23 protein-coding genes are annotated in these 24,874 nt (G+C 72.5%); 8 read left to right on the top strand and 15 right to left on the bottom strand.

Going from position 1 to position 24,874, the window contains the following annotated elements; all coding sequences use genetic code 11:
• The first annotated feature begins 244 nt into the window (after positions 1–244).
• Positions 245–649, top strand: coding sequence for a hypothetical protein (locus tag J2S44_RS10445; protein ID WP_310411300.1), 405 nt, complete (start codon positions 245–247; stop codon positions 647–649).
• 46 nt (positions 650–695) lie between these two features.
• On the opposite strand, the gene J2S44_RS10450 is transcribed toward J2S44_RS10445, so the two are convergent.
• The 3 genes from J2S44_RS10450 to J2S44_RS10460 form a co-directional block, all read right to left on the bottom strand.
• On the bottom strand, positions 696–923 hold the full coding sequence (locus J2S44_RS10450; protein WP_310411303.1) for a phosphopantetheine-binding protein: 228 nt from the start codon (positions 921–923) through the stop codon (positions 696–698).
• Positions 923–2,248 carry a lysine N(6)-hydroxylase/L-ornithine N(5)-oxygenase family protein gene (locus J2S44_RS10455; protein WP_310411306.1) on the bottom strand — a complete coding sequence of 442 codons (1,326 nt, stop codon included), beginning with the start codon at positions 2,246–2,248 and terminating at the stop codon, positions 923–925. The genes J2S44_RS10450 and J2S44_RS10455 overlap by 1 nt, the downstream gene beginning before the upstream one ends.
• Before the next feature lie 121 nt (positions 2,249–2,369).
• On the bottom strand, positions 2,370–2,960 hold the full coding sequence (locus J2S44_RS10460) for a GNAT family N-acetyltransferase (protein ID WP_310411309.1): 591 nt from the start codon (positions 2,958–2,960) through the stop codon (positions 2,370–2,372).
• A 155-nt stretch (positions 2,961–3,115) separates the two neighbouring features.
• Here J2S44_RS10460 and J2S44_RS10465 point away from each other — a divergent pair, with 155 nt between their 5' ends.
• Together J2S44_RS10465 and J2S44_RS10470 are read left to right on the top strand one after the other, a co-directional pair.
• Positions 3,116–3,382 (top strand): transcriptional regulator, encoded by a 267-nt coding sequence (locus J2S44_RS10465; protein WP_310411312.1) that lies wholly within the window; start codon positions 3,116–3,118, stop codon positions 3,380–3,382.
• 30 nt (positions 3,383–3,412) lie between these two features.
• Positions 3,413–4,222, top strand: a complete 810-nt coding sequence (locus tag J2S44_RS10470; protein ID WP_310429579.1) for an ABC transporter ATP-binding protein — start codon at positions 3,413–3,415, stop codon at positions 4,220–4,222.
• 92 nt (positions 4,223–4,314) lie between these two features.
• On the opposite strand, the gene J2S44_RS10475 is transcribed toward J2S44_RS10470, so the two are convergent.
• Positions 4,315–5,637: an MFS transporter gene (locus J2S44_RS10475; RefSeq protein WP_310411315.1), complete on the bottom strand. Its 1,323-nt coding sequence runs from the start codon at positions 5,635–5,637 to the stop codon at positions 4,315–4,317.
• Between the two features lie 151 nt (positions 5,638–5,788).
• Here J2S44_RS10475 and J2S44_RS10480 point away from each other — a divergent pair, with 151 nt between their 5' ends.
• A complete protein-coding gene (locus J2S44_RS10480) occupies positions 5,789–6,370 on the top strand; it encodes a 5-oxoprolinase subunit B family protein (RefSeq protein ID WP_310411319.1) in 582 nt (193 codons plus the stop codon).
• Entirely contained in the window at positions 6,367–7,269 is a 903-nt protein-coding gene (locus tag J2S44_RS10485) for a 5-oxoprolinase subunit C family protein (RefSeq protein ID WP_310411321.1), read from the top strand. The genes J2S44_RS10480 and J2S44_RS10485 overlap by 4 nt, the downstream gene beginning before the upstream one ends.
• Before the next feature lie 124 nt (positions 7,270–7,393).
• Here J2S44_RS10485 and J2S44_RS10490 read toward each other — a convergent pair whose 3' ends face one another.
• Positions 7,394–8,299 (bottom strand): AraC family transcriptional regulator, encoded by a 906-nt coding sequence (locus tag J2S44_RS10490; RefSeq protein ID WP_310411324.1) that lies wholly within the window; start codon positions 8,297–8,299, stop codon positions 7,394–7,396.
• Between the two features lie 87 nt (positions 8,300–8,386).
• On the opposite strand from J2S44_RS10490, the gene J2S44_RS10495 reads away from it, so the two are divergent.
• Positions 8,387–9,421 (top strand): acyl-CoA dehydrogenase family protein, encoded by a 1,035-nt coding sequence (locus J2S44_RS10495; RefSeq protein WP_310411327.1) that lies wholly within the window; start codon positions 8,387–8,389, stop codon positions 9,419–9,421.
• Here the strand turns inward: J2S44_RS10495 and J2S44_RS10500 are convergent.
• Genes J2S44_RS10500 through J2S44_RS10515 form a run of 4 tightly spaced genes read right to left on the bottom strand, consistent with a single transcriptional unit; the run spans position 9,418 to position 11,607 of the window.
• Positions 9,418–9,834, bottom strand: a complete 417-nt coding sequence (locus J2S44_RS10500; protein WP_310411330.1) for a hypothetical protein — start codon at positions 9,832–9,834, stop codon at positions 9,418–9,420. The genes J2S44_RS10495 and J2S44_RS10500 overlap by 4 nt on opposite strands.
• 45 nt (positions 9,835–9,879) lie before the next feature.
• On the bottom strand, positions 9,880–10,626 hold the full coding sequence (locus J2S44_RS10505) for a TIGR03089 family protein (protein ID WP_310411333.1): 747 nt from the start codon (positions 10,624–10,626) through the stop codon (positions 9,880–9,882).
• A gap of 40 nt (positions 10,627–10,666) precedes the next feature.
• Positions 10,667–11,356 (bottom strand): GntR family transcriptional regulator, encoded by a 690-nt coding sequence (locus J2S44_RS10510; protein WP_310411336.1) that lies wholly within the window; start codon positions 11,354–11,356, stop codon positions 10,667–10,669.
• Positions 11,357–11,415: 59 nt separating this feature from the next.
• Positions 11,416–11,607: a hypothetical protein gene (locus J2S44_RS10515; protein WP_310411339.1), complete on the bottom strand. Its 192-nt coding sequence runs from the start codon at positions 11,605–11,607 to the stop codon at positions 11,416–11,418.
• A 17-nt stretch (positions 11,608–11,624) separates the two neighbouring features.
• On the opposite strand from J2S44_RS10515, the gene J2S44_RS10520 reads away from it, so the two are divergent.
• Positions 11,625–12,287 (top strand): hypothetical protein, encoded by a 663-nt coding sequence (locus J2S44_RS10520; protein ID WP_310411342.1) that lies wholly within the window; start codon positions 11,625–11,627, stop codon positions 12,285–12,287.
• Positions 12,288–12,384: 97 nt separating this feature from the next.
• On the opposite strand, the gene J2S44_RS10525 is transcribed toward J2S44_RS10520, so the two are convergent.
• On the bottom strand, positions 12,385–15,099 hold the full coding sequence (locus J2S44_RS10525; protein ID WP_310411345.1) for a cellulose binding domain-containing protein: 2,715 nt from the start codon (positions 15,097–15,099) through the stop codon (positions 12,385–12,387).
• Between the two features lie 198 nt (positions 15,100–15,297).
• On the bottom strand, positions 15,298–15,720 hold the full coding sequence (locus J2S44_RS10530) for a hypothetical protein (RefSeq protein WP_310411348.1): 423 nt from the start codon (positions 15,718–15,720) through the stop codon (positions 15,298–15,300).
• Positions 15,721–15,912: 192 nt separating this feature from the next.
• Here J2S44_RS10530 and hrpA point away from each other — a divergent pair, with 192 nt between their 5' ends.
• Positions 15,913–19,854 (top strand): ATP-dependent RNA helicase HrpA, encoded by a 3,942-nt coding sequence (gene hrpA / locus J2S44_RS10535; protein ID WP_310411351.1) that lies wholly within the window; start codon positions 15,913–15,915, stop codon positions 19,852–19,854.
• A gap of 1,145 nt (positions 19,855–20,999) precedes the next feature.
• On the opposite strand, the gene J2S44_RS10540 is transcribed toward hrpA, so the two are convergent.
• From J2S44_RS10540 to J2S44_RS10555, 4 genes are read right to left on the bottom strand one after another with little or no spacing between them, the layout of a single operon-like run.
• Positions 21,000–21,257 (bottom strand): hypothetical protein, encoded by a 258-nt coding sequence (locus J2S44_RS10540; RefSeq protein WP_310411354.1) that lies wholly within the window; start codon positions 21,255–21,257, stop codon positions 21,000–21,002.
• A 32-nt stretch (positions 21,258–21,289) separates the two neighbouring features.
• Positions 21,290–22,768: an adenylosuccinate synthetase gene (locus tag J2S44_RS10545; protein WP_310411357.1), complete on the bottom strand. Its 1,479-nt coding sequence runs from the start codon at positions 22,766–22,768 to the stop codon at positions 21,290–21,292.
• Entirely contained in the window at positions 22,768–23,904 is a 1,137-nt protein-coding gene (locus J2S44_RS10550) for a hypothetical protein (RefSeq protein ID WP_310411360.1), read from the bottom strand. The genes J2S44_RS10545 and J2S44_RS10550 overlap by 1 nt, the downstream gene beginning before the upstream one ends.
• A 13-nt stretch (positions 23,905–23,917) precedes the next feature.
• Entirely contained in the window at positions 23,918–24,751 is an 834-nt protein-coding gene (locus tag J2S44_RS10555; protein ID WP_310411363.1) for an NUDIX hydrolase, read from the bottom strand.
• Positions 24,752–24,874: the final 123 nt, after the last annotated feature.

Here is a 24,874-nt window from a genome sequence, read left to right on the forward strand (position 1 = left end):
CCCCACGCGGCGGCGTCCGGCGGCCAAGGGTGCGGCGACCGGAACCGACCCCCAACGTAGCCACCCGCGCCCCGGCCCTCCGCGGAGACCTGGGCATACGTGACGGGGCACACCGGTGGGCCGAATCGACGCGTACGGGTTTGCCCACCCCGCTCCGGGGGCACCTCCAACCCGAGTCGCAGATGAGTTGCACGGACGCCGCTTTCTCTGGTGGCCGGCACGGACCTGGAGGAGGTAGAGCTTCATGGGAACCAACCTGCTTCACCGCAAGACCAAGACCGAGAGGGCGACCCAGCAGGCCTGGGACTACCTCAAGCACACGATGGAGTCGGCCGGAGACCTGGCCGGCAGCACGCGCAGCACGGTGAGCACCTCGGTGAGCTCCGCGGCCGGCACGATCGGCGCGGCGACCAACGAGGCGAAGTACCGCGCGCAGGGCGCACTGGACGCGCTCGCCGGTCGTCGTCCGGCACTGCCCTGGACGCTGATCGCGGGCGCGGCCGTGCTCGGCGTGGTGGCGGGCTTCGCGGTGAGTGTCGCCGCGCGCCGGTCGCTGGCGGAGCGCCCGGCCGAGGACGAGATCGACGACGCCGACGAGGTCGTCGCGATCTACACCGGTGACCGGACCCCGGTCGGCCTGAACGACTGAGTGACGACCGAGGGCGCCCCGCCGTGGCGGGGCGCCCTCGGTGTTCTCACGAACTCCGCAGGACCGACTGCCAGCCCGCCACGGTGGGGTTCTCCGCCAGGTCGAGGTAGTCGGCCCGGTATCCGTCCCGCCGCCACTTCTCGACCAGCGTCATGATCCGGATCGAGTCCAGGCCGCGGTCGAGCAGGTTCTCGTCGTCGGTCAGGTCGGCCGGGCTCTCGCCGAGCGACTCGGCCACGTCCGCCCGGATCCGCTCGAGGCTCAGCATCCCCATCAGGCCCCCCGCACCAGTGCCAGCGGCTTGACCGCGCCGGTGCGCGGCGTGGCCGCCACCGCCCGGACGATCTCGCCGGACCGGATCGCCACGTTGGACAGCAGCGTGGACGTGATGCCGTGCACGTGCTCGGTGCCGCCCTGCAGGTAGATGCCGGCCCGGACGCCGGACCCGGTCGCCACCCGGTAGTCGCGGTCGACCTCGATCAGCCCCTCAGCGGTACGGCGGGCGAGCGGCCCGGCCGTGCCGAGCAGCTTCACCGCGTCCACCGGACGGTAGCCGGTCGCGTAGACCAGCACGTCCGCGTCGAGCGTCTCCCGGTCGCCGGTCGGCATCGACTCGACCGTGACCGTGACGCCGTCCTCCCGCGGGACCACCTCGGCGACCCGGGACGCGTTCAGCATGCGCAGCCGCTCGCGACCGAGCACCTTCTCCCGGTAGACGCGCCGGTAGAGGTCGTCGATCAGGTCGATGTCCACCACGGAGTAATTCGTGTTCCGGTGGTAGTCGAAGAGCATGCGCTTCACGTCCGCCGGCGCGTGGTAGTACAGGTCCACCGCGTCCGGGTCGAAGATCCGGTTCGCGAACGAGCTGTCGTCGGCCGGACTGTAGCCGTACCGGTAGAAGACCGAGCAGACCTCCGCGGACGGGTAGCGCTCGTGCAGGTGGCCGACCACCTCGGCCGCGCTCTGCCCGGCGCCGACCACCACGAACCGGCGCGGCTCCGCGGCCGGCAGCTCGGCCAGCCGGGACAGCAGGTCCAGGTTGTGCCAGACGCGCGCGGAGAGCACCGCCTCCGGCGGCAGGCTGAGCTCCAGGCCCAGCGCGATCACCACGTTGCGGGCGCGGCGCACGCCGTCGCGCGCCACCACGTCGAAGCAGACCACCTCGCCGGACTCGTCGTGCACCGGCAGCACGTCGGTGACCTCGGCGTCGTACGCCACCAGGTGACGCATCCGCTCCGCGGCCCAGGACAGGTAGTCGTGGAACTCCACGCGCAGCGGGAACAGCGTCTTGTGGTTGACGAAGTCGACCAGCCGGCCGCGCTGGTGCAGGTACGACACGAAGCTGAAGTCGCTGGCCGGATTGCGCAGCGTGACCAGGTCCTTGAGGAAGGAGACCTGCATGGTGGCGTCCTCGAACAGCATGCCGCGGTGCCAGCCGAAGGCGCTCTGCCGCTCCAGGAACACCGCGCGCAGTGCCTCGCCGGGCGGCACGCCGTCGTTGTGTTCCTGAACCGCGACGGCGAGCGCCAGGTTCGACGGGCCAAATCCGATCCCGACCAGGTCGTAGACCGGGACTTCCGGTTCCCTCGCGACGCTCACAGGCAGAGGCCCTTCTCTGGTACGGCCGGGACACCACGGTGAGTACACGATCCGGCTCGTTCGGTGAGGTAAGGCTAACCTAACAAAACGTCATGGTAAAGGCCGTCAATGTGACCTATATCTACATATATGCGGCGGGGCGCTCGTACCGCAGGATCGCGGCTCGCTTGTGCCCGAGGTCCCGCACGTCCCACAGCGCGAACCCGGCCCCGGCGAACATCCGCCGCGCCATCGCGTGCCGCTCGTCCGGGTCCGCGACCACCACGGCACACCGTGGATCCGCGGCGAACAGCCCGTCCACGACCGCGCGCACCATGGCCCGGCCCAGTCCGCGCCCGGTCGACGACAGCTCGCCGAGCGCCAGGTGGATGCCCAGGTCGTGCGCGCCCGCGTCGTACTGCAGGCCGACCACGTCGCGCGCCACCCGGTAGATCTCCACATAGGCCAGCGGCGCGCCGTGGTGCGACACCAGGTAGGGCCGGGAGTAGTCGCCACCGTGCTGATCGTCGATCGCGGCCCGCCACCGCGCGACCGGCCAGGCCTGCTCCCAGAACAGCTCCACGTGCGGCTCGGCCATCCACCGCGCGACCAGCGCGACGTCGTCGTCCGTGACGACCGGGCGCAGCGACCACGGCGCGGACAGCAGCGGCGCCGGTGGCGCCCCGGCCGCGACCACTGCCTCCGCCAGACCCTCGGTGACCTCGCGACTCATCCGCCGGACCCCTCTCGCTCCACTCCGGAAGGCGGCCACACGCATCGATCGCCCTCACGTTCGGCGTGAGCTTAGGCGACCCTAACCTAAGGGTGCGAGGGGTGGCATGGCAAGGAACCTTCTGATCCTGATCGCCGGTCACTACTGTGTGGACCATGGCGAGCCGGCAGACCCCCGAGGAGATCGTCGCGACCCGTCAGGTGTCGGCCGGCGCGGTGCTGGAGGGGCGTGCGGACCTGCGCGCCTACCACTACCGGCACCTGGCCGTGCTGTCCGACGGGACGGTCGAGCCGGAGCGGCTGGCCCGGCTGATGGCCGCGGTGGAGCACCTCGACGCGTACGGCTGGGAGCTGGTCACGCTCTCCCCGTCGACCGACGCCCGGAGGTTGATCGCGATCCTCCGCCGCCGTTCGTTAGGCTAGCCTCACCTGAGTTCATGTTCCGGGAGGCTGATCGTGAGCAGACTGCGTGCCGAAGGGCTGACGCTGGCGTATGACGCACGCACGGTCGCCACCGACCTGAGTGTGGACATCCCGGACAACTCGTTCACCGTGATCGTCGGCCCGAACGCGTGCGGCAAGTCCACGCTGCTCCGCGCGCTCTCCCGCATGCTCAAGCCGAAGACTGGCACGGTGCTGCTGGACGGCAAGGGCATCGGGGCGTACCCGGCGAAGGAGGTCGCTCGCCGGCTCGGCCTGCTCCCGCAGACCTCGATCGCGCCGGACGGCATCACGGTCGCCGACCTGGTCGGCCGCGGCCGCTTCCCGCACCAGCGCCTGCTGCGCCAGTGGTCCCGTGAGGACGAGCGGGTGGTGGCCGAGGCGATGGCCGCGACCGGCGTCTCCGAGCTGTCCGGCCGCGTGGTCGACGAGCTCTCCGGCGGCCAACGGCAGCGCGTGTGGCTGGCGATGGCGCTGGCCCAGCAGACCGACATCCTGCTGCTGGACGAGCCGACCACGTTCCTGGACATCACGCACCAGATCGAGGTGCTGGACCTCTGCGCCGACCTGCAGGAGACCGGCCGCACCCTGGTCGCGGTGCTGCACGACCTCAACCAGGCCTGCCGGTACGCGACCCACCTGATCGCCATGCGGGACGGCGCGATCGTGGCCCAGGGCGCCCCGGCCGACATCATCACGGCCGAGCTGGTCCAGACCGTCTTCGACCTGCAGTGCCGCGTCGTGCCCGACCCCGAGTCCGGCACCCCGCTGGTCGTCCCGGCCGCCCGCCGCCGGCCCGCACCGGTGACGATCGCCGCCTGACCGGCGTGGCCGGCGACCGGCTCACGGCGGGCGCGGACCCGATCCCGGCCGATCCCCCGATGCCTCGCGCGGAGGCACCGGGGAGGTGACCGTCAGGCCGGGAGCGGGGACTTCGGCGGGACGGGCTCGTCGTCGAGGGACGGCAGGCGCGAGGTCTCCGGCGCGAAGGCCAGCGCGACGAGCGTGAGGACCAGGGCGGCCGCGACGTAGACCGAGACCGCGAACGCGCCGCCGGTGGACCGGACCAGCTGGATCGCGATGATCGGGGCGAGCGCGCCACCGAAGATGCCGGCGATCTGGTAGCCCATCGAGGCGCCGGAGTAGCGCAGCCGGGTGGAGAACATCTCCGCGACGAACGCGGCCTGCGGACCGTACATGACCGCGTGCGTGGCCAGCGCGACCACCACGGTGAGCACGATGACCACGGTGTTCCCGGTGTCCAGCAGCGGGAAGAACGCGAACGCCCAGACCGCGGCCGCGACCGCGCCGGCCGCGTAGACCGGGCGGCGGCCGTACCGGTCGGAGAGCGCGCCGGACAGCGGGATGAGCAGCAACTGCAGGCCGGACGCGACCAGCACACCGGTCAGCGCGACCGTGCGCGGCAGCCCGACCGTGCCGGTGACGTAGGTGAGCACATACAGGCTGAAGGTGTAGAACGCGACGTCGGTGCCGATCCGGGCGGCCATCGCGACGAGCAGGCCGCGCGGGTGCCGGCGCAGCACCTCGACCAGCGGCAGGCGCGGCTTCACACCGTGCGCCTCGACCGCGGCGAACGAGGGCGACTCGCTGACCGACACCCGGATCCACAGCCCGACCAGCACCAGCAGCCCGGACAGCAGGAACGGGATGCGCCAGCCCCAGCCGAGGAACGCCGCCTCGGACAGCGTGACGGACAGCACCCAGAGCACGCCGGACGCGAGCAGGTTGCCGGCCGGCACGCCGACCTGCGGCCAGGACGCGGAGAGGCCGCGCCGGGCCGGGTCGCCGTGCTCCAGTGACATCACGACCGCGCCGCCCCACTCGCCGCCGAGGCCGAGGCCCTGCAGGAATCGCATGGACACCAGGAGGACCGGCGCGGCGACGCCGATGGTGGCGTAGGTCGGCAGCAGCCCGATGAGAAACGTGGCGCCGCCCATCAGGACGAGCGTGACGACCAGCACCCCCTTCCGGCCGTAGCGATCGCCGAAGTGGCCGAAGACGATGCCGCCGAGCGGCCGCGCGACGAAGCCCACCGCGTACGTCGTGAACGCCAGCAGCGTGCCGGTGAGCGGCTCGAACGTCGGGAAGAACAGCTTGCCGAAGACCAGGGCGGCGGCGGAGGCGTAGAGGAAGAAGTCGTACCACTCCAGCGAGGTGCCGACGAGGCTGGCGATGATGACGCGTCGGGCTTCCTTCGGATTGCGGGTCGTCGTCATGACGGGCTCCTACGGATCGCGGATGCGTTGTGCCGTATGCCACACTGTAGGAAATCGTAGAACGATTGAGCAATTCCTCAATATGAAGATGGTGTAAACCGACAGATGGGGCAACGTCATGCACGCGCGTCGGGCCGGACCGTCGGCCATATTGATCGAGCTTCCCGGGGACGACGCGGTTTCCGCCGCATACGACCTGCTCACCGACCTGCGTGACCGCGGCGAGCTGACCGCGGCGGAGATCGTCCCGGCCGCCCGGACCGTGCTGCTGGACGGCGTCCCCGACCCGGACCGGGTGTTCCGGCTGCTCCCCCAGGACCTGTCGGCCGGCGCCACCACACCGGCGAAACCGCGCCAGATCACGATCGGCACGCGGTACGACGGGGAGGACCTGGACGACGTCGCCCGCCTCTGGGGCACCGACCGGGCCGGCGTGATCGCGATCCACACCGGCACCGAGTTCCGGGTGGCGTTCTGCGGGTTCGCACCCGGCTTCGCCTACCTCACCGGGCTCGGGCCGCGTCACCACGTGCCGCGCCGGGCGTCGCCGCGCACCCGGGTGCCGGCCGGGACCGTGGCGCTGGCCGGGCCGTACAGCGGCGTCTACCCCACGGCGTCGCCCGGCGGCTGGCAGCTGATCGGCCGTACCCGGGAGACGCTCTTCGATCTGGAGAACGACCCACCCGCGCTGCTCACCCCGGGCACGATCGTCCGTTTTGCCGAGGAGACATGAGCCTGGAGATCATCAAGGCGGGGGTACGGACGACCGTGCAGGATCTCGGGCGGCCCGGCCTCGCGCACCTCGGCGTGCCCCGGTCCGGCGCGCTGGACGCGGGCGCGCTGCGCCTCGCGAACCGGCTGGCCGGCAACCCACCGGACGCGGCCGGCCTGGAGATCACGCTCGGCGGGCTGCGGGCCCGCGCGAACCGGGCGATGACGCTCGCGGTCACCGGCGCGCCCGGCCCGGTCACGATCGGCCGCCGGCCGGCCGACCCGGAGCTGCCGCTGGCGGTCCCCGCCGGTGCGGTGATCGACATCGGTCGCCCCACCGCCGGCCTGCGCGTCTATCTGGCCGTGGGCGGCGGCATCGCGGTGCCACCGGTGCTGGGCAGCCGGTCCACGGACACGCTCTCCGGTCTCGGCCCCGGCCCGGTGCGCGACGGCGACGTGCTGCCGGTCGGCCCGCCCACCGCGCTGCCGCCGGGCGTCGACGTGGCACTCCGCCGGCAGCCGCCCGCCGCGCTGCGCCTGCGCGTCTGGCCCGGGCCGCGCGACGACTGGTTCACCGCGGACGCGTGGCGCACGCTGCTCGGCGCGGACTACCGGGTGTCGCCGCAGACCGACCGGATCGGCGCCCGGCTGACCGGCCCGGCGCTGACCCGCGCGATCGACGGCGAGCTGCCCAGCGAGGGCGTGGTGCTCGGCGCGATCCAGGTGCCGGCGGACGGCCAGCCGCTGATCTTCCTCGCCGACCACCCCACCACCGGCGGTTACCCGGTGATCGGCGTGGTGGACCCGTCCGACGTGGACCGGCTCGCCCAGGCCCGCCCCGGCACGGCCATCCGCTTCACCCGGGCCCCGGCCACCCGGGACCGGCGCACGGCCACCCGGGACCAGAGCACGGCACCCTGAGCCGCAGCGCCCCGAGCAGTCCCGAACAACGGCCGCCCCGAAGGGCGGCGCCCGAGCGGCGGTGGCCTGAACGGCTGTAACCAAGGCGGCGGCCAGGGCGGCGCCTCGGTCCGCCCCAGCCGGCCTAGCCGGCCTGGCGGAGCAGGAGCGGCTCGGTGAGGGTGCGGAAGCGGCCGGGCGGCATGCCGAACTCGCGGCGGAACGCGCCGGCGAACGCGAACTCGGTGGCGTAGCCGACGCGGCGGGCGATCGCGGCCAGCGGCGCGTCCGTCTCGCGGAGCAGCTGGGCGCCCTGGTGCAGGCGGCGGCCGATCAGGTACGTCATCGGCGGCGCGCCGACCAGCGCGGTGAACCGCCGGGTGAACGCGGTCCGCGACATCCCGGCCGTACGGCTGAGCCGCTCCACGGTCCACGGCGCCTCCGGGCTGGCGTGGATCTCGCGCAGCGCGGCCGCGATGCCCGGGTCGGCGAGCGCGTCCCAGGCCGGGGCCGTCTCCCGGTGCTCCGCGTGCCAGAGCCGCAGCGCGTGCACGAGCACCAGGTCGACCAGCGCGCGGTGGGTGACGAGCATGCCGTCCCGCGGCTTGTCCAGGTCGTCGGTGAGCAGCTCGGACAGCGCGCCCAGCCGGCCGTCGGACGCGATCAGCAGCACGTCCGGCAGCGAGCGGAGGAACGGGTGGATGCTGCCGCCGCGCTCCAGCCGGTAGATGCCGCAGATCATGTCCACCGGCGTCGGCGTGGTCGGCGCGGCCTGCAGGCCCATCGGCGCGGGCGGCAGCTCGGCCAGCGTGCACGGCCGCGGGCCGAACCCGTGCGCGGCGCCGTGCGGGATCACCGCGACGTCACCGGCGCGCATGCGCGCCGGTGCGGCCGACTCGGAGATCAGCCAGCCCTCGCCGCGCAGCAGCACGTGGAACCCGACGCCCTCGCACGCGTCGAACCGGCCGGCGAACGTGGCCGGCACCTCGGCCCGGCGCCCGTAGACCTGCCCGATCCGCAGATCCTCGACCGCCTCGCTGATCACGTCCATGCCGCGAGCGTATCCGGTGCACAGACGCGTATCCCGCGGGTCCGATCGCGCATGGCCGGACCGTACCGTCGCTGATTGGCTGGGATCGTGAGCAACGAACGCATTGCCGCGCAGGCGGCGGACAGTGAGGCACGGGACCGGCTGACCCAGGAGGCGATCGGGGCGCTGCGCGCGAACGGCGACTTCGCGCTCGCGGTGCCGGCCGAGTACGGCGGGCAGGAGGCGAGCGCGGAGACGCTCCTGGGCCGGCTGATCGAGATCGGCCGGGAGGACCCGTCCGCGGCCTGGGTGACCGGCGTGAGCGCGACCAGCAAGACGCTGGCGAAGCGGATGTCGAGCGAGACGATGCGCAAGGAGCTGTTCGCCGACCCGGACGCGATCTTCTGCGGCTCGGGCCGGCCGGACTGCGGCACCGGCACCCGCGACGGGGACACGGTGACGATCACCGGCGCCTGGCCGAACGTCTCCGGCTGCGAGGACGCGGCCTGGGTCGGCGTGACGCTGATGATCGACGGCGTGCCGCACTTCGCGCACGTGCGGCGCGCCGACGTGCGGATCGACCGGACCTGGCGGGTGGCCGGCATGCGCGCGACCGGCAGCCACACCGTGGTCGCGGACGCGGTGGTCGTCCCGGACGGGCAGGTGTTCCCGTTCCGGCCGTTCGCGGTGAACGACATGCTGTTCTTCGGGCTGTGCGTGCTCGGCCCGGTGATCGGCGGGGCGCGCGGCGCGCTGGACACGGTGCGCGCCATGTTCGCGTCCGGCCGCAAACCGTTCATGACCGGGTACGCGTCGATGGGCGAGTCGCCCGGCGCCCGGCACTGGCTGGCGGACGCCACCCACCTGATCGAGCGGGCCGAGCGCACCGCGCTCGAGGTCGCGGCCGCGTCGGACGGCCCCGAGGTGGAGCACGCGGACCTGCCGCGTCTGCACATGGCGGAGGCGTCCGCCGCACGCGACTGCCGGGCCGCCGTGGACCTGCTGCTCGACCTGCACGGTGCGAGCGGCTTCGGCACGGCGAACCCGTTGCAGCGCTTCTGGCGCGACGTCGCGGTCGGCAGCCGGCACCCGCACCTCAACCCGTACCTGGCGGTCGAGAATCTGGGCAAGGCGCTGGTCTAGCGGAGGTCCTTCTCGTCGTCGGCGACCGGGCCGCCGAGCTCGCCGGTGCCGTACCCGTCGAGGATGCCGGTGACCCGCTTGCCCCACCGCTCGTGCGCGGCCTGCCGGCTGGTGCCGGCCACCTTGGCGATCATCTCCCAGGTGACGCCCCAGCGGCGCAGGCCCATCACGACGAACAGCGGATCGAGGTTCGCCGCCAGGCTCAACCGCAGCTGGAGGAGCTGGTTGGCGACCTCCCACTCGGCCTCGGCGTCGCTGCCGGACCACTGCTCCCAGCCGGGATCGCCGGGGACCTTGCGGCCGCCGAGCAGCGCGTCGGCCTGGCGGGAGACCTCGAGGACGGCGGCCGAGCTGACGGCCGCGGTCGCCGCCGTCAGGTCGACGGCCAGCGCCATGTCGGGTGCGTTCTTCATGCTGTCAAGGATGCCTTGACGCCCCACTCGGCGTCAAGGCTGCCTTTACAGAACCTTCGTGACCCGCTCCGACTCCGCGCGCGCGGCCAGCTTCCCCTGGTCCGCGTTCGCCACCAGCACGATCGACGCCCCGGCGGCCAGCGGTGCCAGCAGCCACTGCACCGGCTGCTCGTACCGGCTCGCGTCGATCAGCACCCGATCACCCGGCGTCAGGCCCAGCTCGGCCGCGATGTGCCCGGCGATCGCGCCCCACTCGCCGAACGTGGTGCCGTCCGTGGTCGCCAGCGTGTCCGGCGCGGGCAGCGCGGACGGGCGGAACACGTCGCCGAACACCCGCACCTCCGCGTTGAAGTCGCGGTAGCCGTCCGGCACCTCGCGCATCGGCATCGCGAACGGGTGCAGGCTCAGCACGAACCGCTCGTCCGCGGCCGGCACGTCCTCCAGCATGCTGCGCACCCGCTCCTGCGAGGCGAAAACCACGTCCGGGTCGCCGGTTTCCGCGGTCAGACCCGCGGTCGACCAGGGCCGGTACGCCACCGTCAGACCCGCGGACCAGGACGCCAGCAGGATCGCGGCGGTCTGCCAGTGCGTCGGCAGCAGCAGGTCCGCGCGGTCGCCCGGGCCCAGCCCGAGGCCGTCCACCAGCAGGTTCGCGGTCTTGGACACCCAGTTGCCGAGCGTCACGCCGGACAGCTCGGTGCGCTCCCCGGTCGCGTCGTCGTAGAAGGTCAGCAGCGGGCGGGCCGGATCGGCCGCCACCGCCGCGGCGAAGATCGCTGGAACGTCGGACACGAGTCTCCCTCTCTGCGGTTTCCGGGTCAGCCTCCCACCCTCAGCGAGCGGCCGCCGCGTAGGCCTCCAGCAGCTGCTTCTCCGCGTCGTCGAAGTACCGCTGCAGCGCCTCCTCGGCCGTCCGCAGGTCGCCGGCGGCCAGCAGCTCGTAGAGCGCACGGTTGCCCGCCACGTACGGCTCGTGCAGCGCCCGCGGGTCTGCCACCACCAGGAACACCAGACGCAGCTCGGCCAGCAGCGCACGGACCGACTCGGCCACCCGGCGACTGCCGGACAGGTCCGCGATCGCCTGGTGGAAGCGCATGTTCGCGGTGCCGACCGCGCCCCAGTCGCCGCGTTCCGCCGCCGCGTCCGCGGTCTCGATCGCGGCCCGGAGCCGGTCGGCCGCCTCCACCGGCAGCGCGTCCAGGTTGCGCAGCGCGCCGCACTCCAGGATCCGCCGTATCGCGTACAGGTCCCGGATGTCCGCGCTGGTCAGCAACCGCACGAAGACGCCGCGGTTGAGCTGGTGCTCGAGCAGTCCCTCGTGCGCCAGCAGCCGGAACGCCTCGCGCAGCGTGTTCCGGGAGACGCCCAGCGCCTCGCGCAGGCTCTCCTCGCTCAGCCGGGTCCCGGGCGTGAACACGCCCTCGGTGATCCGGTCCCGCAGGATGTCCGCCACGCGTTCCGCGGTGCTCCCGCGATCGAGCAGCGCCCGATCGCCGGCCAGCCGCGTACCCCACTCCTCCACGACGAAATCGTAGAACAATCTGTCGGCAGGACCGGCTCCGGCGTGGCGGGCGGCCCGCCCTACGGGTTCTCGATCTCCGCGTGCCGGGCGCGGAGCCGGTCCTTGATCTCGTCGGGCGTGTAGGCGCGGCGACGACGCTCCGCGCGGGCGACGACGATGCCGGTCGCGGCCACGCCGACGACACCGGCCACGCCGAGGAGCTTCCAGAAGGGGAGAGCCTTGCCGGTCTGCCGCACCTTTGACCACTGCATCCACATAGAGTAGTTCGATGGCCGAAGGGACGAGCATCACCCTGGACGAAGCAGTCGATCTCGCTCGTACGGGTGACATGTGGGTGTTTCGCGGACGGAGCGCGGCGGACCGTGCCATCCAGACGCTGACCAACAGCCCGGTGAACCACGTGGGCATGTGCGTGGTCATCGACGACATGCCGCCCCTGATGTGGCACGCCGAGCTGGGCCGGTCGCTGCCCGACCTGTGGAGCGGCACCCACCAGCGCGGCGTGCAGCTGCACGACATGCGGCAGGCGGTCACGGTCTGGGGCATGCGGTACGGCCAGCGCGGCTGGCTGCGGCAGCTGGAGCCGGGCGTGACGCGGCAGATGGAGGACGCGGTGCTGCGGACGATCGCGCGCCTGGACGGCACGCCGTTCCCGTCGACCGCGCAGCTGGCCTGGCGGTGGGCGAAGGGCCGGGTGCCCAACATCCGGTTCCGCAAGGAGGAGGCGCAGGAGAACGAGCTGGAGAAGGCGTACTGCGCCGAGGTCGTGGCCGTCACCTACGAGGAGATGGGTCTGCTCCCGCCCGGCAAGCGCCCCAACTGGTATGACCCGGGCAGCTTCTGGTCCGGCGACGACCTCGAGCTGCGGCTCGGCTACCGGCTCGGCAAGGAGATCGCGGTCAGCATCCCCGGCGCCGAGGACGAGGACTGACCTCGGGGCGGCCGCGCCGGTGATCGCCCGGGTTCGAGGCGTCGTCCACATCGCGTGAACGACGTGGACGACGCCTCGAACACGAGCCGGGCGACGGTCAGGCGCGGGCGCAGGTGAGCGCGGCCGGGACCGCGTTGGTGCCGGTCCAGGAGCCGAGGAAGCCGGCCGTGGCCGACGCGCCGGGGGCCAGCGCGCCGTTCCAGGTCGCGTTCCGCACGGACACGGCCGCGCCGCTCTGCGTGGCGGTGCCGCCCCAGGCCTGGCTGATCGTCTGACCGTTGGCGAAGGTCCAGTTCACCGACCAGCCGGTGGTGGCCGTACCGCCGGTGTTCGTCACCGTGACCTCGCCCTGGAAGCCACCGGTCCACTGCCCGGTGACGGTGTAGACCGCCGAGCACCCGGCCGGCGCGGGGCTGCCCGTGGGACCGGTCGTGGGACTGCCCGTGGGACCGGCGGTCGGGCCGGTCGTCGGGCTCGCGGACGCGGTCGGGGACGACGTCGGCGTGACCGTGGCGGTCGGCGTCGTGGTCGGGGCACGGTCCGCGTAGAGGATGCCGCGGCCGTTCGTGCCCAGGTAGACGCGGCCGAAGACGCGCGGGTCGCCGGTCAGCGCGTCGCCCATGTTCCCGTACTGGTGCGCGTCGTCGTTGATCCGCACCCAGGCGCCGCCCGCGTTGTCCGAGCGGAACACGCCGGTCACGCCGTCGACCGTGCCGACCAGGTAGACCGCCTGGTACGACGCGCCCGGCGCGGCCTTGCCGAAGCCCACGTTGACCGCCGACGTGACCGTGGCGACCCGGGTGAACGTGGCGCCCGCGTCCGTGGACCGGAACAGTCTCTCGTCCCCGGTGATCCAGACGTGGCCCTCGGCGCCGGCCACCGCCTTCAGGTTGACCCGCCCGGTCGCCGGCACCGTGGCGGACGACGCCGTGAACGTGGCGCCGCCGTCCGTGCTGACGTAGAACCGGCCGGCCGACCAGCCGTAGAACGTGCCCGGGTCGACCCGGTCGGCCTCGACCTTCGCGCCGGCCGGGATGCCGGCCGACGGCGACCACGAGCTGCCGCGCGTGGTCGAGTGGTGCACGGCCGTGCCGTCCGGCGCCCACACCACCGAGCCGGCGTCCGCGCTGATCGCCACCTTGCCGCCGTTCGTCACGCCGGCCGGCTCCTGACCCTGGTACCAGGTGCGGCCGCCGTCCGTGGAGATGCCGATCCGGTTGACGTTCGGGTAGTCGGTGCGGTTGACGTTGCCGACCCGGACCATCACGGACGGGTTCAGCTCCGCGAAGTCCAGCCCGGTGTTGCTGCCCAGCGTGGGCGACAGGTGCATGGCGGCCGGCACCGCGTCCAGGTTCGCGTGGTGGAAGCCGCCGATGTCGCCGAGCGCGGAGACCAACGGCGCGCCGGTCGGCGGGCTGACCAGGTCGAGGACCGCGGTCTCCTCCAGTCCCTCGACGAACGGCGTGATGGTGAACGGCGTGCCGGTGTCCCAGTTCGTCAGCTGGGTGGTGCCGTAGACGGTGGCGCCGGTGCCGTACAGCATGCGGTCGGAGTCGAACGGGTCGATCTCGATGGACTCGTTCATCCAGCCGAGCTTCGGTGTCTGGGCCGGCGCGGTCGGATTCTCGCCGAAGTCCAGCCACGGCACGGACGAGATGTCCATCGTGTACTTGTTGACCCGGTTCGGGTAGCCGGCGTAGTCCCAGATCCGGCTCCAGGTCGCGCCCGCGTCCGTGGAGCGCCAGAAGATCGCGTCCGGCCACCAGGAGATCTGCGAGCCGACGATCAGCGTGTCCGGGTCCTGCCGGTCGACCGTCAGGCCGGAGTAGCCGAAGTACTGGTCCGCGGAGGTGACCGGGACCGGGGAGATGTCGGTCCAGGTGCCGGTCGCGGTGCCGTACTTCCAGACCTGGCCGTGCCCGCCGTCGTACGGTCCGCCGGTGTCGCTGGTCGCCAGGTAGAGCTGGTCGTTCACGGTGTCCAGCACGCCCTTGTGCGCGAGGTAGCCGGTCGGCGCGCCGGGCAGGCGTTCCCAGCTCGTACCCCCGTCGGTGGATCGGTAGACGGGGTTGTCCTTGTCCGCGACGCCGACGTAGATCACCTGCGTCCGGTTGCCGCGGGTGCCGGTGCCCTCGTCGAACGTGACCCAGGTGACGCCCTGGTTGTGGTTGAGGTAGCCGTTCGGGTCCGCCGGGTCCTGCGCGTAGTTGCCCGCGTTCGGGAAGCTGGTGACCTCGGCCCAGGTGACGCCCCGGTCGGTGGAGCGCCAGAGGCCGTTGCCGTCCTCCGCGCCGAAGTAGAGCACCCGGTTGTCGTTGGGGTCGATCGCCAGGCGCTCGCCCTGGCCGCGGCCGGGCATGTTGCCGCCCACCTTGAACGGCAGCGGCGTGACCTGCCAGGTGGCGCCGCGGTCGGCCGAGCGGATGATCGCGCCGTTGTTCGGGTCCCAGGAGTTCGTGTACATGCCGACGGCCGCGTAGACGCGGTTCGGGTCGACCGCGTCGGTGGCGATGCTGAGCACGCCGTTCCAGCCCCAGTTGTGCTGGCCGACCCAGTCCAGCAGCGGCACCCAGCGCCGCCCGGCCTCGTTCCACCGGTACGCGCCGCCGATGTCCGTACGCGCGTAGATCAGGTTTCGTTCCGTGCGGTTGAAGACGATGCCGGGCACGAACCCACCGCCGTCGATCCGGACGTTCTTCCAGGTGTACGGCTCGGTGACGGCCGCGTTCGCGGTGCCGGTGACCGGCATGACCACGGTCATCGTGCCGGCGGTGAGCAGGGCGGCGAGTGCGCCGGCGAGTTTCCTGCGCATGGATGGGGTCCTCCCTCACCCGCACCGCGGGTGACTGACGGTTGCGTGAGCACGGGGAAGGCGCGGTGGGCCTTGCCCGGGCCCGCACCGCACCGGCTGCGATGGCTCCCGCACCGGTCAGAAGGAGAGGTTCACACGCGCCTGAAACGCGTGTCAATAGTTTGCCGAGTCAACAAAACCGTTCGACGGCGTTTCGACTCAGGCGTCGGCCGGCACGTCCTCGCTCGGCTCGGCGGACACCGACGGCGTGGTGGTGTGCTCGACCGGTGGGCTGGACGGCGGCGGCGTCACGGCCTTCGACGGCCCCGGCGTGATCAGCGGCTTCCTCGTGGCCGGCGGCGTCGGCGACCCGCTCGGCGTGGCCGAGGCGGTCGCGGACGGTGACGCGGACGGCACGACGGCCGGCGGCACCCACGCGTCGGCGATCTCCAGCATCGCCGGCTCGTCGGACGGCTCGACCGCGACGTAGACCGTGCTGACCGACACGGACGGGACGGGCCGCGGGGACTCGCCGGGCACCGCGTCGGCCTCGGCGGTCGCGAACGTGCCGCCGATCCAGACAGCCGGACCCAGCCCGAAGGCCACGATGGCTCCGAAGAACATTGCCGGGCCGCGCCTCATGACCCCTCCCCAACGGTGATCTTCACCAGCCTATGTACCGCGTGCCACGCTCGGCGAAGCATTTTTCAGTGATCTCCGGCTGTGACGCGCGTCGCGGTCTCTCTCCTGTGACACGCACCGCACGTCTCCCCGGTTCGCCCGGCCGTAAACGAGTCGGGAAAACGCGGCCCGCGGCCTATCCTTGACGGCGGTATGCAGACGAATCCCGCCGCCGCACTTCAGCAGCGCCTCCCCCACCTGATGCTCCGCGACGAGCGGCGGCTGCGCCGTCGGCTCGACGGCGTCCGCAAGGTCCGCGACCCGGAGTCCCGGGCGAAGGTCCTGGCGAACATCACCGCGGAGGTCGAGACCGCGGAGGCGCGGATCGCCGCGCGCGCGGACAGCCGCCCGGAGATCACCTATCCGGAGCAACTGCCGGTCAGCGCGCTGCGCGACGAGATCCGCGACGCGATCCGGGACCACCAGGTGGTGATCGTGGCCGGCGAGACCGGCTCCGGCAAGACCACCCAGCTGCCGAAGATCTGCATGGAGCTCGGCCGGGGCGTGCGCGGCCTGATCGGCCACACCCAGCCGCGCCGGCTCGCGGCACGGACCGTGGCGGAGCGGATCGCGGAGGAGCTGAAGACCGGGCTCGGGCAGACCGTCGGCTTCAAGGTCCGGTTCAGCGACCAGGTCAGCGACGCCTCGATGGTGAAGCTGATGACGGACGGCATCCTGCTGGCCGAGATCCAGAACGACCGGAACCTGACGCAGTACGACACGCTGATCATCGACGAGGCGCACGAGCGCAGCCTCAACATCGACTTCATCCTGGGCTACCTTCGCCAGCTCCTGCCCCGGCGCCCCGACCTCAAGGTCGTGATCACGTCGGCGACGATCGACCCGGAGCGGTTCGCCACGCACTTCTCCGACGCCTCCGGCACACCCGCGCCGATCATCGAGGTGTCCGGCCGGACCTATCCGGTCGAGGTGCGGTACCGGCCGGTGGTCGACCCGGACGACGAGAACTCCGACCCGGACCGCGACCAGACCACGGCGATCATCGACGCGGTGCGCGAGCTGCAGGGCGAGGGGCCGGGCGACGTCCTGGTCTTCCTCAGCGGCGAACGGGAGATCCGGGACACCGCGGACGCGCTCACCAAGGCCGACTTCAAGAACACCGAGATCCTGCCGCTGTACGCCCGGCTCTCCGTCGCCGAACAGCACCGCGTCTTCGCACCGCACCCGGGCCGCCGCGTGGTGCTCGCCACGAACGTCGCCGAGACCTCGCTGACCGTGCCCGGCATCAAGTACGTGGTCGACCCCGGCACCGCGCGCATCTCCCGGTACAGCCACCGGCTCAAGGTGCAGCGGCTGCCGATCGAGCCGGTGTCACAGGCCAGCGCGAACCAGCGCAAGGGCCGCTGCGGCCGCGTCTCCGAGGGCATCTGCATCCGGCTCTACACCGAGGAGGACTTCCTCTCCCGGCCGGAGTTCACCGACCCGGAGATCCTGCGCACCAACCTGGCCTCGGTCATCCTGCAGATGACCGCGCTCGGGCTCGGCGACCTGGCCGCGTTCCCGTTCGTCGAGCCGCCGGACAAGCGGAACGTCAAGGACGGCATCAACCTGCTGGAGGAGCTGGGCGCGCTCGACCCGGTCGCGTTCGACCCGGCGAAACGCCTCACGCCGCTCGGCCGCCGGCTCGCCGCGCTGCCGGTCGACCCGCGGCTGGCCCGGATGGTGCTGGAGGCGGAGAAGAACGGCGTCGTCCACGAGGTCATGGTGATCGCGGCCGCACTGTCCATCCAGGACCCGCGGGAACGCCCGCAGGACGCGCAGCAGCAGGCCCAGCAGCAGCACGCCCGGTTCACCGACAAGGACTCCGACTTCCTGACGTACTGGAACCTGTGGCGCTACCTGCGGGACAAGCAGAAGGAGCTGTCCAGCAGCGCGTTCCGCCGGATGTGCAAGAAGGAGTACCTGAACTACCTGCGGGTGCGCGAGTGGCAGGACATCTACGCGCAGCTGCGGGAGGCGATGGGCGTACCGCGCGGGGCCTTCGACAGCGAGGGACTCGACTCGCAGAAGGTGCACGCGTCGCTGCTGACCGGCCTGCTGTCGCAGATCGGGCTCAAGGACGTGGAGAAGCCGCAGGAGTACGTCGGCGCGCGCAACGCCCGGTTCGTGCTCTCCCCCGGCTCCGCGCTGTTCAAGAAGTCGCCGCGCTGGGTGATGGCCGCGGAACTGGTCGAGACGAACCGGCTCTGGGCCCGCGTCGCCGCCAAGATCGAACCGGAGTGGGTCGAGCCGCTGGCCGCGCACCTGGTCAAGCGCTCCTACAGCGAGCCGCACTGGGAGAAGAAGCAGGGCGCCGTGATGGCGATGGAGAAGGTCACGCTGTACGGCGTGCCGCTCGTCGCGCAGCGGAAGGTCAACTACGGCCGGATCGACCCGGAGCTGAGCCGCGAGTTGTTCATCCGGCACGCGCTGGTCGAAGGTGACTGGCAGACGCACCACAAGTTCTTCCACGCGAACCGGCGACTGATCGAGGACGTCGAGGAACTCGAGCAGAAGACCCGGCGCCGGGACATCGTGGTCGACGACGAGACGCTGTTCTCGCTCTACGACGCGCGCATCCCGGCCGACGTGGTCTCCGGCCGGCACTTCGACTCCTGGTGGAAGACGGAATCGCGGACCAACCCGTCCCTGCTGACCTTCGACCGGCAGATGCTGATCAACGCGGGCGCCGGCGGCGTGGACGAGGCCGACTACCCGGACGAGTGGGAGGTCGAAGGGCTCACGCTGCCGCTCACCTACCAGTTCGAGCCGGGCACCGAGGCGGACGGCGTGACCGTACGCATCCCGCTGCCGGTGCTCAACCAGGTGCCGGTGGACGCGTTCGACTGGCAGGTGCCGGGACTGCGCGAGGAACTGGTGACCGCGCTGATCCGCGGCCTGCCGAAGAACCTGCGCCGCAACTTCGTACCCGTGCCGGATCATGCCCGGGCCGTGCTGGAACGCGTCGGTCCCGCCGACGGCCCACTGCTGGAGACGCTGGAACGCGAGCTGCGCCGGATCACCGGCGTGCTGGTGCCACCGGACGCGTGGGAGGTCGGCAAGCTCCCCGACCACCTGCGGATGACGTTCCGGATCGTGGACGAGAAGGGCAAGGTCGTCCGCGAGGGCAAGGACCTGCTCGCACTGCGCACCGCGCTGCGCCCCCAGACCCGGCAGGTGCTCGCGGCCTCCGCGTCCACCATCGAGCGCACCGGCCTGACCACCTGGGACGTCGGCACGGTGCCGAAAACCTTCCAGAAGGAGTCGCGCGGGTACGTCGTGCGCGCGTTCCCGGCCCTGGCGGACGACGGCGGCACGGTCGGCCTGCGGTTGTTCGACACCGAGGCGGAACAGGCCCGTGCGATGCGGGCCGGCAACCGGCGGCTGCTGCTGCTCGCACTCCCCGCACCCGCGAAGTTCGTCGCCGACATGCCGAACTCGACGAAGCTCGCGCTGGCCCGCAGCCCGCACGGCAGCTTCGCCGCGCTGCTCGACGACATCATGGCCTGCGCGGTCGACAAGGCGATGACCGACTTCGGCGGCCCGGCCTGGGACGCCGCCGCGTTCGCCACGCTGCTCACCAAGGTCCGCCAGGCCGTCGGCGACGTACTGGCCGACACGATCTCCTGGGTGCAGCGCATCCTGGGCGCGGCCTACGCAGCCGAGCAACGGATAGCCGCGACCGGCAAGGCCGCGTCCGGCGGCGGCATGGCCGCGATGGCCGTGGTCCCGGCACTCAACGACGTCCGCGCGCAACTGGCCGGGCTGATCCACAAGGGTTTCGTCACCGAGACCGGCTGGCAGCGCCTGCCCGACCTGGTGCGCTACCTGCAGGGCATCGAGAAGCGGCTGGAGAAGCTGCCCGCGGGCGCGCAGCGCGACGGCCAGATGCTCAAGCAGCTGGCCGAGGTGCAGAAGGAATACCAGTGGCTGCTGGCCAACCAGCGCCCGGGCCGCCCCGCCGCGGCGGAGATCGCCGAGATCCGCTGGATGATCGAGGAACTCCGCATCAACTACTTCGCCCCCTCGCTCGGCACCCCCGCCCCGGTCTCCGACGTCCGCATCTTCCGCGCCATGGACGCCATCCAACCCTGACCCCCTCCACCCCACAGCCCCCGCTCCTCAGCCCTCCCGCTCCCAGCAGCCCCGCGCTGCGGCGGCCCAGCGGGCCAGCGGGCCAGCACGCGGCGCTCCAGCGGCCCGGTGGGCCGGGTGGGTCGGCGCCCCAGCGGCCCGGTGACCCGGTGACCCGGTGGGCCGACGCCCCAGCGCCCCGGCGGCCCGGTGGGCCGACGCCCCAGCGGCCCGGTGGGGCGGTGGGCCGACGCCCCAGCGGGCCAGCGGGCCAGCGGGCCAGTGCCGCGGCGCCCGGCAGCTGGCTGAGTCTGTGAACCGAGTGGGGCGAGCAGGCCGGGCACTTCGTGCCCGAAATTTCGCCATAAAGTAGGTGGCTCACTCCTCAGACGCTAAGAGGTGACCGCCAGGGTCGGCCGCATCCGGACCCGGCGCCCTGAGTGATCAATCAGGTGAGCAAAAAGTAGATCCAATGACGAAGTTGACCTGTCTTTTGCTCACCTGATTGATCACTCAGGGGCCGTGAGGTGGCGTTCCGCAGAGGCGGCGGTCGAGCGCGGGCGAGATATGGCGAAATTTCGGGCGGGGAGCGCCCGATCACTACTCGAGCCAAGGGCGCCGGCGGCACCGGCCGACTCGGGACCCACCGGCGGCGCCGGTCAGCCCGGGACCCACCAGCGGCACCGGCCGGCTCGGCACCCACCAGCGGCACCGGTCAGCCCGGGACCCACCCGCGGCACCGGCCGGCTCACGACCCACCAGCGGCACCGGTCAGCTCACGACCCACCAGCGGCACCGGTCAGCTCACGACCCACCAGCGGCACCGGCCGGCTCACGACCCACCAGCGGCACCGGTCAGCTCGGGACCCGCCGGCGGCGCCGGCCGGCTCGGGACCCACCAGCGGCGCCGGTCAGCTCGGGACCCGCCGGCGGCGCCGGCCGGCTTGGGATTCGCCGGCGGTGGCGCCGGTGGATCCGAGTCTTGCCCGCGGCGTCAGCCAGCCAGGCAAGGTCGAGTTGCGATGTCAACCGCTGGGCCTGGCCTGTCCTGCGCTTCGCCGCCGGTGTCAGCGGTGTCGGCGGTGTGGTGCGGAAACGGGGTCGCCTACGCACTGGGGTGGGGCGGCGTGGCCGGTGCGCCGGTGTGCGCTGGGTGGTGAAGGCGGTCAGGGGTGACGGATGGGCTGGCCGCACTCGGAGCAGTGGTGGGCGTGGGACGGGCGGGAGCGGTGACGACGGGCCCAGATGAGGATGAACGAGACGATCGCGAACGGGACCAGGCTGAGCAGCACCATGCTCATGAAGTGCACCATGAAGTCGTACGGGATGGTGGCGCTCAGCAGGACGGTCCAGAGTGCGATCAGCGGCAGGCCGACGCCCGCGCCGACCGCCAGCCGACGTGCGTTGAACTGCTCGAACACCACGCTGCCCCCTGTTTCGCGAGACCACCGCCAGGCTACGGCACCGGTACCCGGCCCCGATCTTCGCGGGTAGACGAAAAGTCCATTGTGGGCGGATGTTTGTCGCCCGATCGGGGTCCCCAGGACGTCACCGCGACCGGGACGCCGAGCTCGTCGGTGAGCAGTGCGGGCCAGGAGCGGGCGGGAGCGACGAGTTCCGGGGTGGCGGCGAGCGCGAGATCGGTCAGGCGCCGCTGGTGGGTCAGGTCGGTGAACGGGCCGGGGCGGAGGCGGGTGATCCGGGTGCCACCGGCCCGCCAGGCGGTGGCCACCTTCAGGCGGTCGCCCGCGGTGGCGGCGGTGTCCAGGTGCGTGACCGCGAGCGCGTCGGCGCCGCCGCAGACCGCCACCGCGTAGCGCAGCAGCACCAGGTCGAGGTGGCCGACGCGGAACGCTCCCTGCCAGCGTCCGGTGCCGTTGTGCGGTTCGGCGAGCAGCGGCGCCAGCGACGGGTCCTCGGACGGGAACGGCCCGGCGCCGTGCCGGGTGGCGTAGGTGCGGGTGACGCCGAGCCGGCACACGTCACCGGCGTCCACGCCGGCCTCGGCCAGCAACTCCAGCGCGTTCGCGAACGTGGTGGTGGACCAGGTGGTGTGCGGGTCGAAGCCGCGCCACTCGTCGAGCAGCACGCCCTGCGCACCCTCGAACACCAGACGCCCGGCGGCGGCCAGGCGGGCGACCTCTCCGTCGCCGGTGAGCCGGATCCGGCGAGCGAACGCCCGGTATGCCCGGATCAGCTCCTCGACGTCGGGCAGCGCCTCGGCACCGCCGGCAGCGGCCGGCAGACCGGCACGCTGCCGGCCGGCCAGCCGCTCACCACCGCGGGAACCGGCGTGCGGACCTGCGATATCGCGGCCGGCCAGCCACTCACCCTGGGGTGGGGTGGCGGTGAGGGCGTGGATCGTGGTGGTGGCCCAGTCGTGCAGGGCGAGGAGGCGGCGGCGCAGGCGGGCGGGGGATTCGGTGTCGCCGGCGCGCAGGGCCAGGTCGGGGTGGGCGAGTGCGTAGGCCACGGTCTCGCCGATGCCGATTCCGCAGCTGCCGTGCGCGGCGCCGCCGCGGGCCGCCTCGCGGGCGCGGTTGACGGCCGCGTGCAGCGGTGTGGTGATCAGCGCGCCGCGGTCGACGGAGATCAGGTCCAACGGGTCCGGGACGCCGAGCGCGGCCAGCGCGGCCGCCTCGCGGGCCAGCGCCAGCGGGTCGACCAGCGCGTGCCGGGTGAGCAGCGTCGGTACGCCGGCGAACGTGCCGGCGCCGAACTGCGCGAACGTGTGCGACCGCCCGTCCGCCCGGACCACCGTGTGCGCGGCCTGCGCTCCCCCGTTGAAGCGCAGAACGGCGGCGGTACGGGCGGCCGGGCGCGCTGTTGCCGCAACGCGCCCGGTGAGCCAGTCGACGATCGTGCCCTTGCCCGCGTCACCGAAGCCCAGGTCGGCCACGATCACGTGGCGCGCCTCCGCGAGCGTGCGGTCCATCAGACCCACCGCGCCCCGCGCGTGTCCCTGCGGCGCGTCACGCTACGACGCGCGACCGGCACCCGGCCGCCACGGTCGCCGCCCCGGCCGTCGCGGGAGGCGACGCGGTCACCGGACGCGGCGCGGTCGTGGGGAGCAGCGCGGTCGCCGGACGCGGCGCGGTCGCGGGGAGCGGGGTGGGCGAGCGTGGCGAGGGCGCGCTCCACGGAGCGGCCGGCCGTGGAGCCCTGTTGCCGGAGGTCGGCGAGGCCGTCGTCGAGGCCGATGGTGCCCTCGCCGATGCCGACGGTGAGCGCGATCGTCTCGCTGACCGCGTCCAGGTCGTCGAGTTCGATGACGTTCTGCCCGAGCAGGCCGCGCCAGTGGTCGAGGACCTGGCGATCACCGGCGTACGACGTACCGGACGGCAGGATGTAGTAGGTGTCGTACATCTCGCGCAGCTCCGCGTAGATGTCCCGGGTGTCGATGTCGTCCTGGAGGCGGTCGCCGATCACCTCGGCGACGCCCCGGCGGCCACCCCGGTCGTAGCCGGTGACCGGCGCGTTCGCGCCCCGGGCGTAGACCCGCGGGTAGTTGAGCTCGTCGCCGATGATGAACAGGTAGCCACGCTTGCCCCGCTTCTCCCAGCAGTCGATCGAGGTGTGCCGGGCCATGAAGTACGCCGCGAGCTCGTAGCTCTCCGTCTTCTGCCCGCCGCCACCGCCCTCCAGCAGGATCCGGCCGAGCTGCTCGTCCATCCGGTTGTCGGACTCGAACTGGCCGATCTGCAGCGGGACCCGGTCGCAGGTGGCGTCGCCGATCGCGCCGAACAGCAGCTGCGGGTGCGCGACGTAGCCGCGGTCGAGCAGCAGGTCGAACAGCTGGGGCAGCTTCTCCTGGAGGCGGCGGGGCACGTAGCCCATCGAGCCGGTCACGTCGAACAGCACCGCGACGGCCAGGCTCTCCGGGTGTTCGGCGGAGTCGCGCGACTCGCGGACGTCCACGCCGTACGGGTCGAGGTCGGGGTGTGCGGTCCAGTCCTGCCGGCGGCGCGAGGCGCGGATGCCGGCGTCGTAGTCGAAGGCGTCCCGCCCGGTGCGGGCCCGGTAGGCCGCGGCGGCGTCGTAGGCGTCGTGCGACCAGCGTCCACTTCCCATGATGCGTACCCCTTCAGCGAATTTGTTCTTCGGTGACGGTCCGGAGCAGCGCCGGGTGCAGCAACGTCGCGTCACCGGCGCGGTAGAGCTGGGATCGGGGGCCACCGCGGGCGCCACCACGCTCGGTGGTGGCGCCGACGGACTCGACGAAGCCGGGAACCGACAGGATCTTGCGGCGGAAGTTCGGCCCGTGCAGCTGCTCGCCCCAGACCGTCTCGTAGACCGCGCGCAGCTCCGCGATGGTGAACGTCTCGCCGACGAACGCGGTTGCGAGCGCCGTGTACTCGAGCTTGCCGCGGGCCCGTTCCAGTCCGTCGAAGAGGATCTGCGCGTGGTCGAACGCGAGCCGGCGGCTGGTGCCGGGCCGCTGTGACACGGTGCGGCCGGGGATCGCGTCCGGCCCCTCGGGCAGGCCGAGTTCCGCGACCGGCACCCAGGCGGCGGCGCGCGCGTCCGACCCGGGTTGCGGGTCCGGCATCTGCGGGCCGAACCCGAGGTAGGCGACGCTGATCACGCGCATGCGCGGGTCCCGGCCCGGGTCGCCGTAGCTGCCGAGCTGCTCCAGGTGCACCCGGTCGAGGCGTTCCGCGTCCAGGCCGGTCTCCTCGGCCAGCTCGCGGCCGGCCGCCTCCTCCAGCGTCTCGGCCCACGGCTCGCCCGCGTCGGTCTCCTGCTTGAGGAAGCCGCCGGGGAGGCTCCAGAAGCCCTCGAACGGCGGTGCGGCGCGCTCCACCAGCAGCACACAGAGCCGGTCGTCCCGGATGGTCAGCGCCACCACGTCGACGGTCACCGCGACGGCGGGGTAGTCCCGGGGGTCGTACGCGGCGAGGAACTCGGCCTCCGACATCCCACACTCCAAACTCGGATTGAGTCTATCTCGTTCTGAGCACAACCATAGCCGCCCGCATGCCGGCACGCAACGCCGATCACACGGCGATGTCCTCAAAGCCCGCGCCGCCGCGTCGATACG

This window comes from Catenuloplanes niger, assembly GCF_031458255.1.
In the GTDB taxonomy this organism is placed as follows: Bacteria; Actinomycetota; Actinomycetes; order Mycobacteriales; family Micromonosporaceae; genus Catenuloplanes; species Catenuloplanes niger.

Coding starts and splice junctions, on each gene's coding strand:
- J2S44_RS10500 (WP_310411330.1), bottom strand. CDS start 9,834: ATGAAGAACGCACCCGACATGGCGCTGGCCGTCGACCTGACGGCGGCG.
- J2S44_RS10490 (WP_310411324.1), bottom strand. CDS start 8,299: ATGGACGTGATCAGCGAGGCGGTCGAGGATCTGCGGATCGGGCAGGTC.
- J2S44_RS10545 (WP_310411357.1), bottom strand. CDS start 22,768: ATGGACCGCACGCTCGCGGAGGCGCGCCACGTGATCGTGGCCGACCTG.
- J2S44_RS10555 (WP_310411363.1), bottom strand. CDS start 24,751: ATGTCGGAGGCCGAGTTCCTCGCCGCGTACGACCCCCGGGACTACCCC.
- J2S44_RS10465 (WP_310411312.1), top strand. CDS start 3,116: ATGGCGAGCCGGCAGACCCCCGAGGAGATCGTCGCGACCCGTCAGGTG.
- J2S44_RS10525 (WP_310411345.1), bottom strand. CDS start 15,099: ATGCGCAGGAAACTCGCCGGCGCACTCGCCGCCCTGCTCACCGCCGGC.
- J2S44_RS10460 (WP_310411309.1), bottom strand. CDS start 2,960: ATGAGTCGCGAGGTCACCGAGGGTCTGGCGGAGGCAGTGGTCGCGGCC.
- J2S44_RS10475 (WP_310411315.1), bottom strand. CDS start 5,637: ATGACGACGACCCGCAATCCGAAGGAAGCCCGACGCGTCATCATCGCC.
- J2S44_RS10530 (WP_310411348.1), bottom strand. CDS start 15,720: ATGAGGCGCGGCCCGGCAATGTTCTTCGGAGCCATCGTGGCCTTCGGG.
- hrpA (WP_310411351.1), top strand. CDS start 15,913: ATGCAGACGAATCCCGCCGCCGCACTTCAGCAGCGCCTCCCCCACCTG.
- J2S44_RS10520 (WP_310411342.1), top strand. CDS start 11,625: ATGGCCGAAGGGACGAGCATCACCCTGGACGAAGCAGTCGATCTCGCT.
- J2S44_RS10450 (WP_310411303.1), bottom strand. CDS start 923: ATGGGGATGCTGAGCCTCGAGCGGATCCGGGCGGACGTGGCCGAGTCG.
- J2S44_RS10550 (WP_310411360.1), bottom strand. CDS start 23,904: ATGGGAAGTGGACGCTGGTCGCACGACGCCTACGACGCCGCCGCGGCC.
- J2S44_RS10515 (WP_310411339.1), bottom strand. CDS start 11,607: ATGCAGTGGTCAAAGGTGCGGCAGACCGGCAAGGCTCTCCCCTTCTGG.
- J2S44_RS10485 (WP_310411321.1), top strand. CDS start 6,367: ATGAGCCTGGAGATCATCAAGGCGGGGGTACGGACGACCGTGCAGGAT.
- J2S44_RS10445 (WP_310411300.1), top strand. CDS start 245: ATGGGAACCAACCTGCTTCACCGCAAGACCAAGACCGAGAGGGCGACC.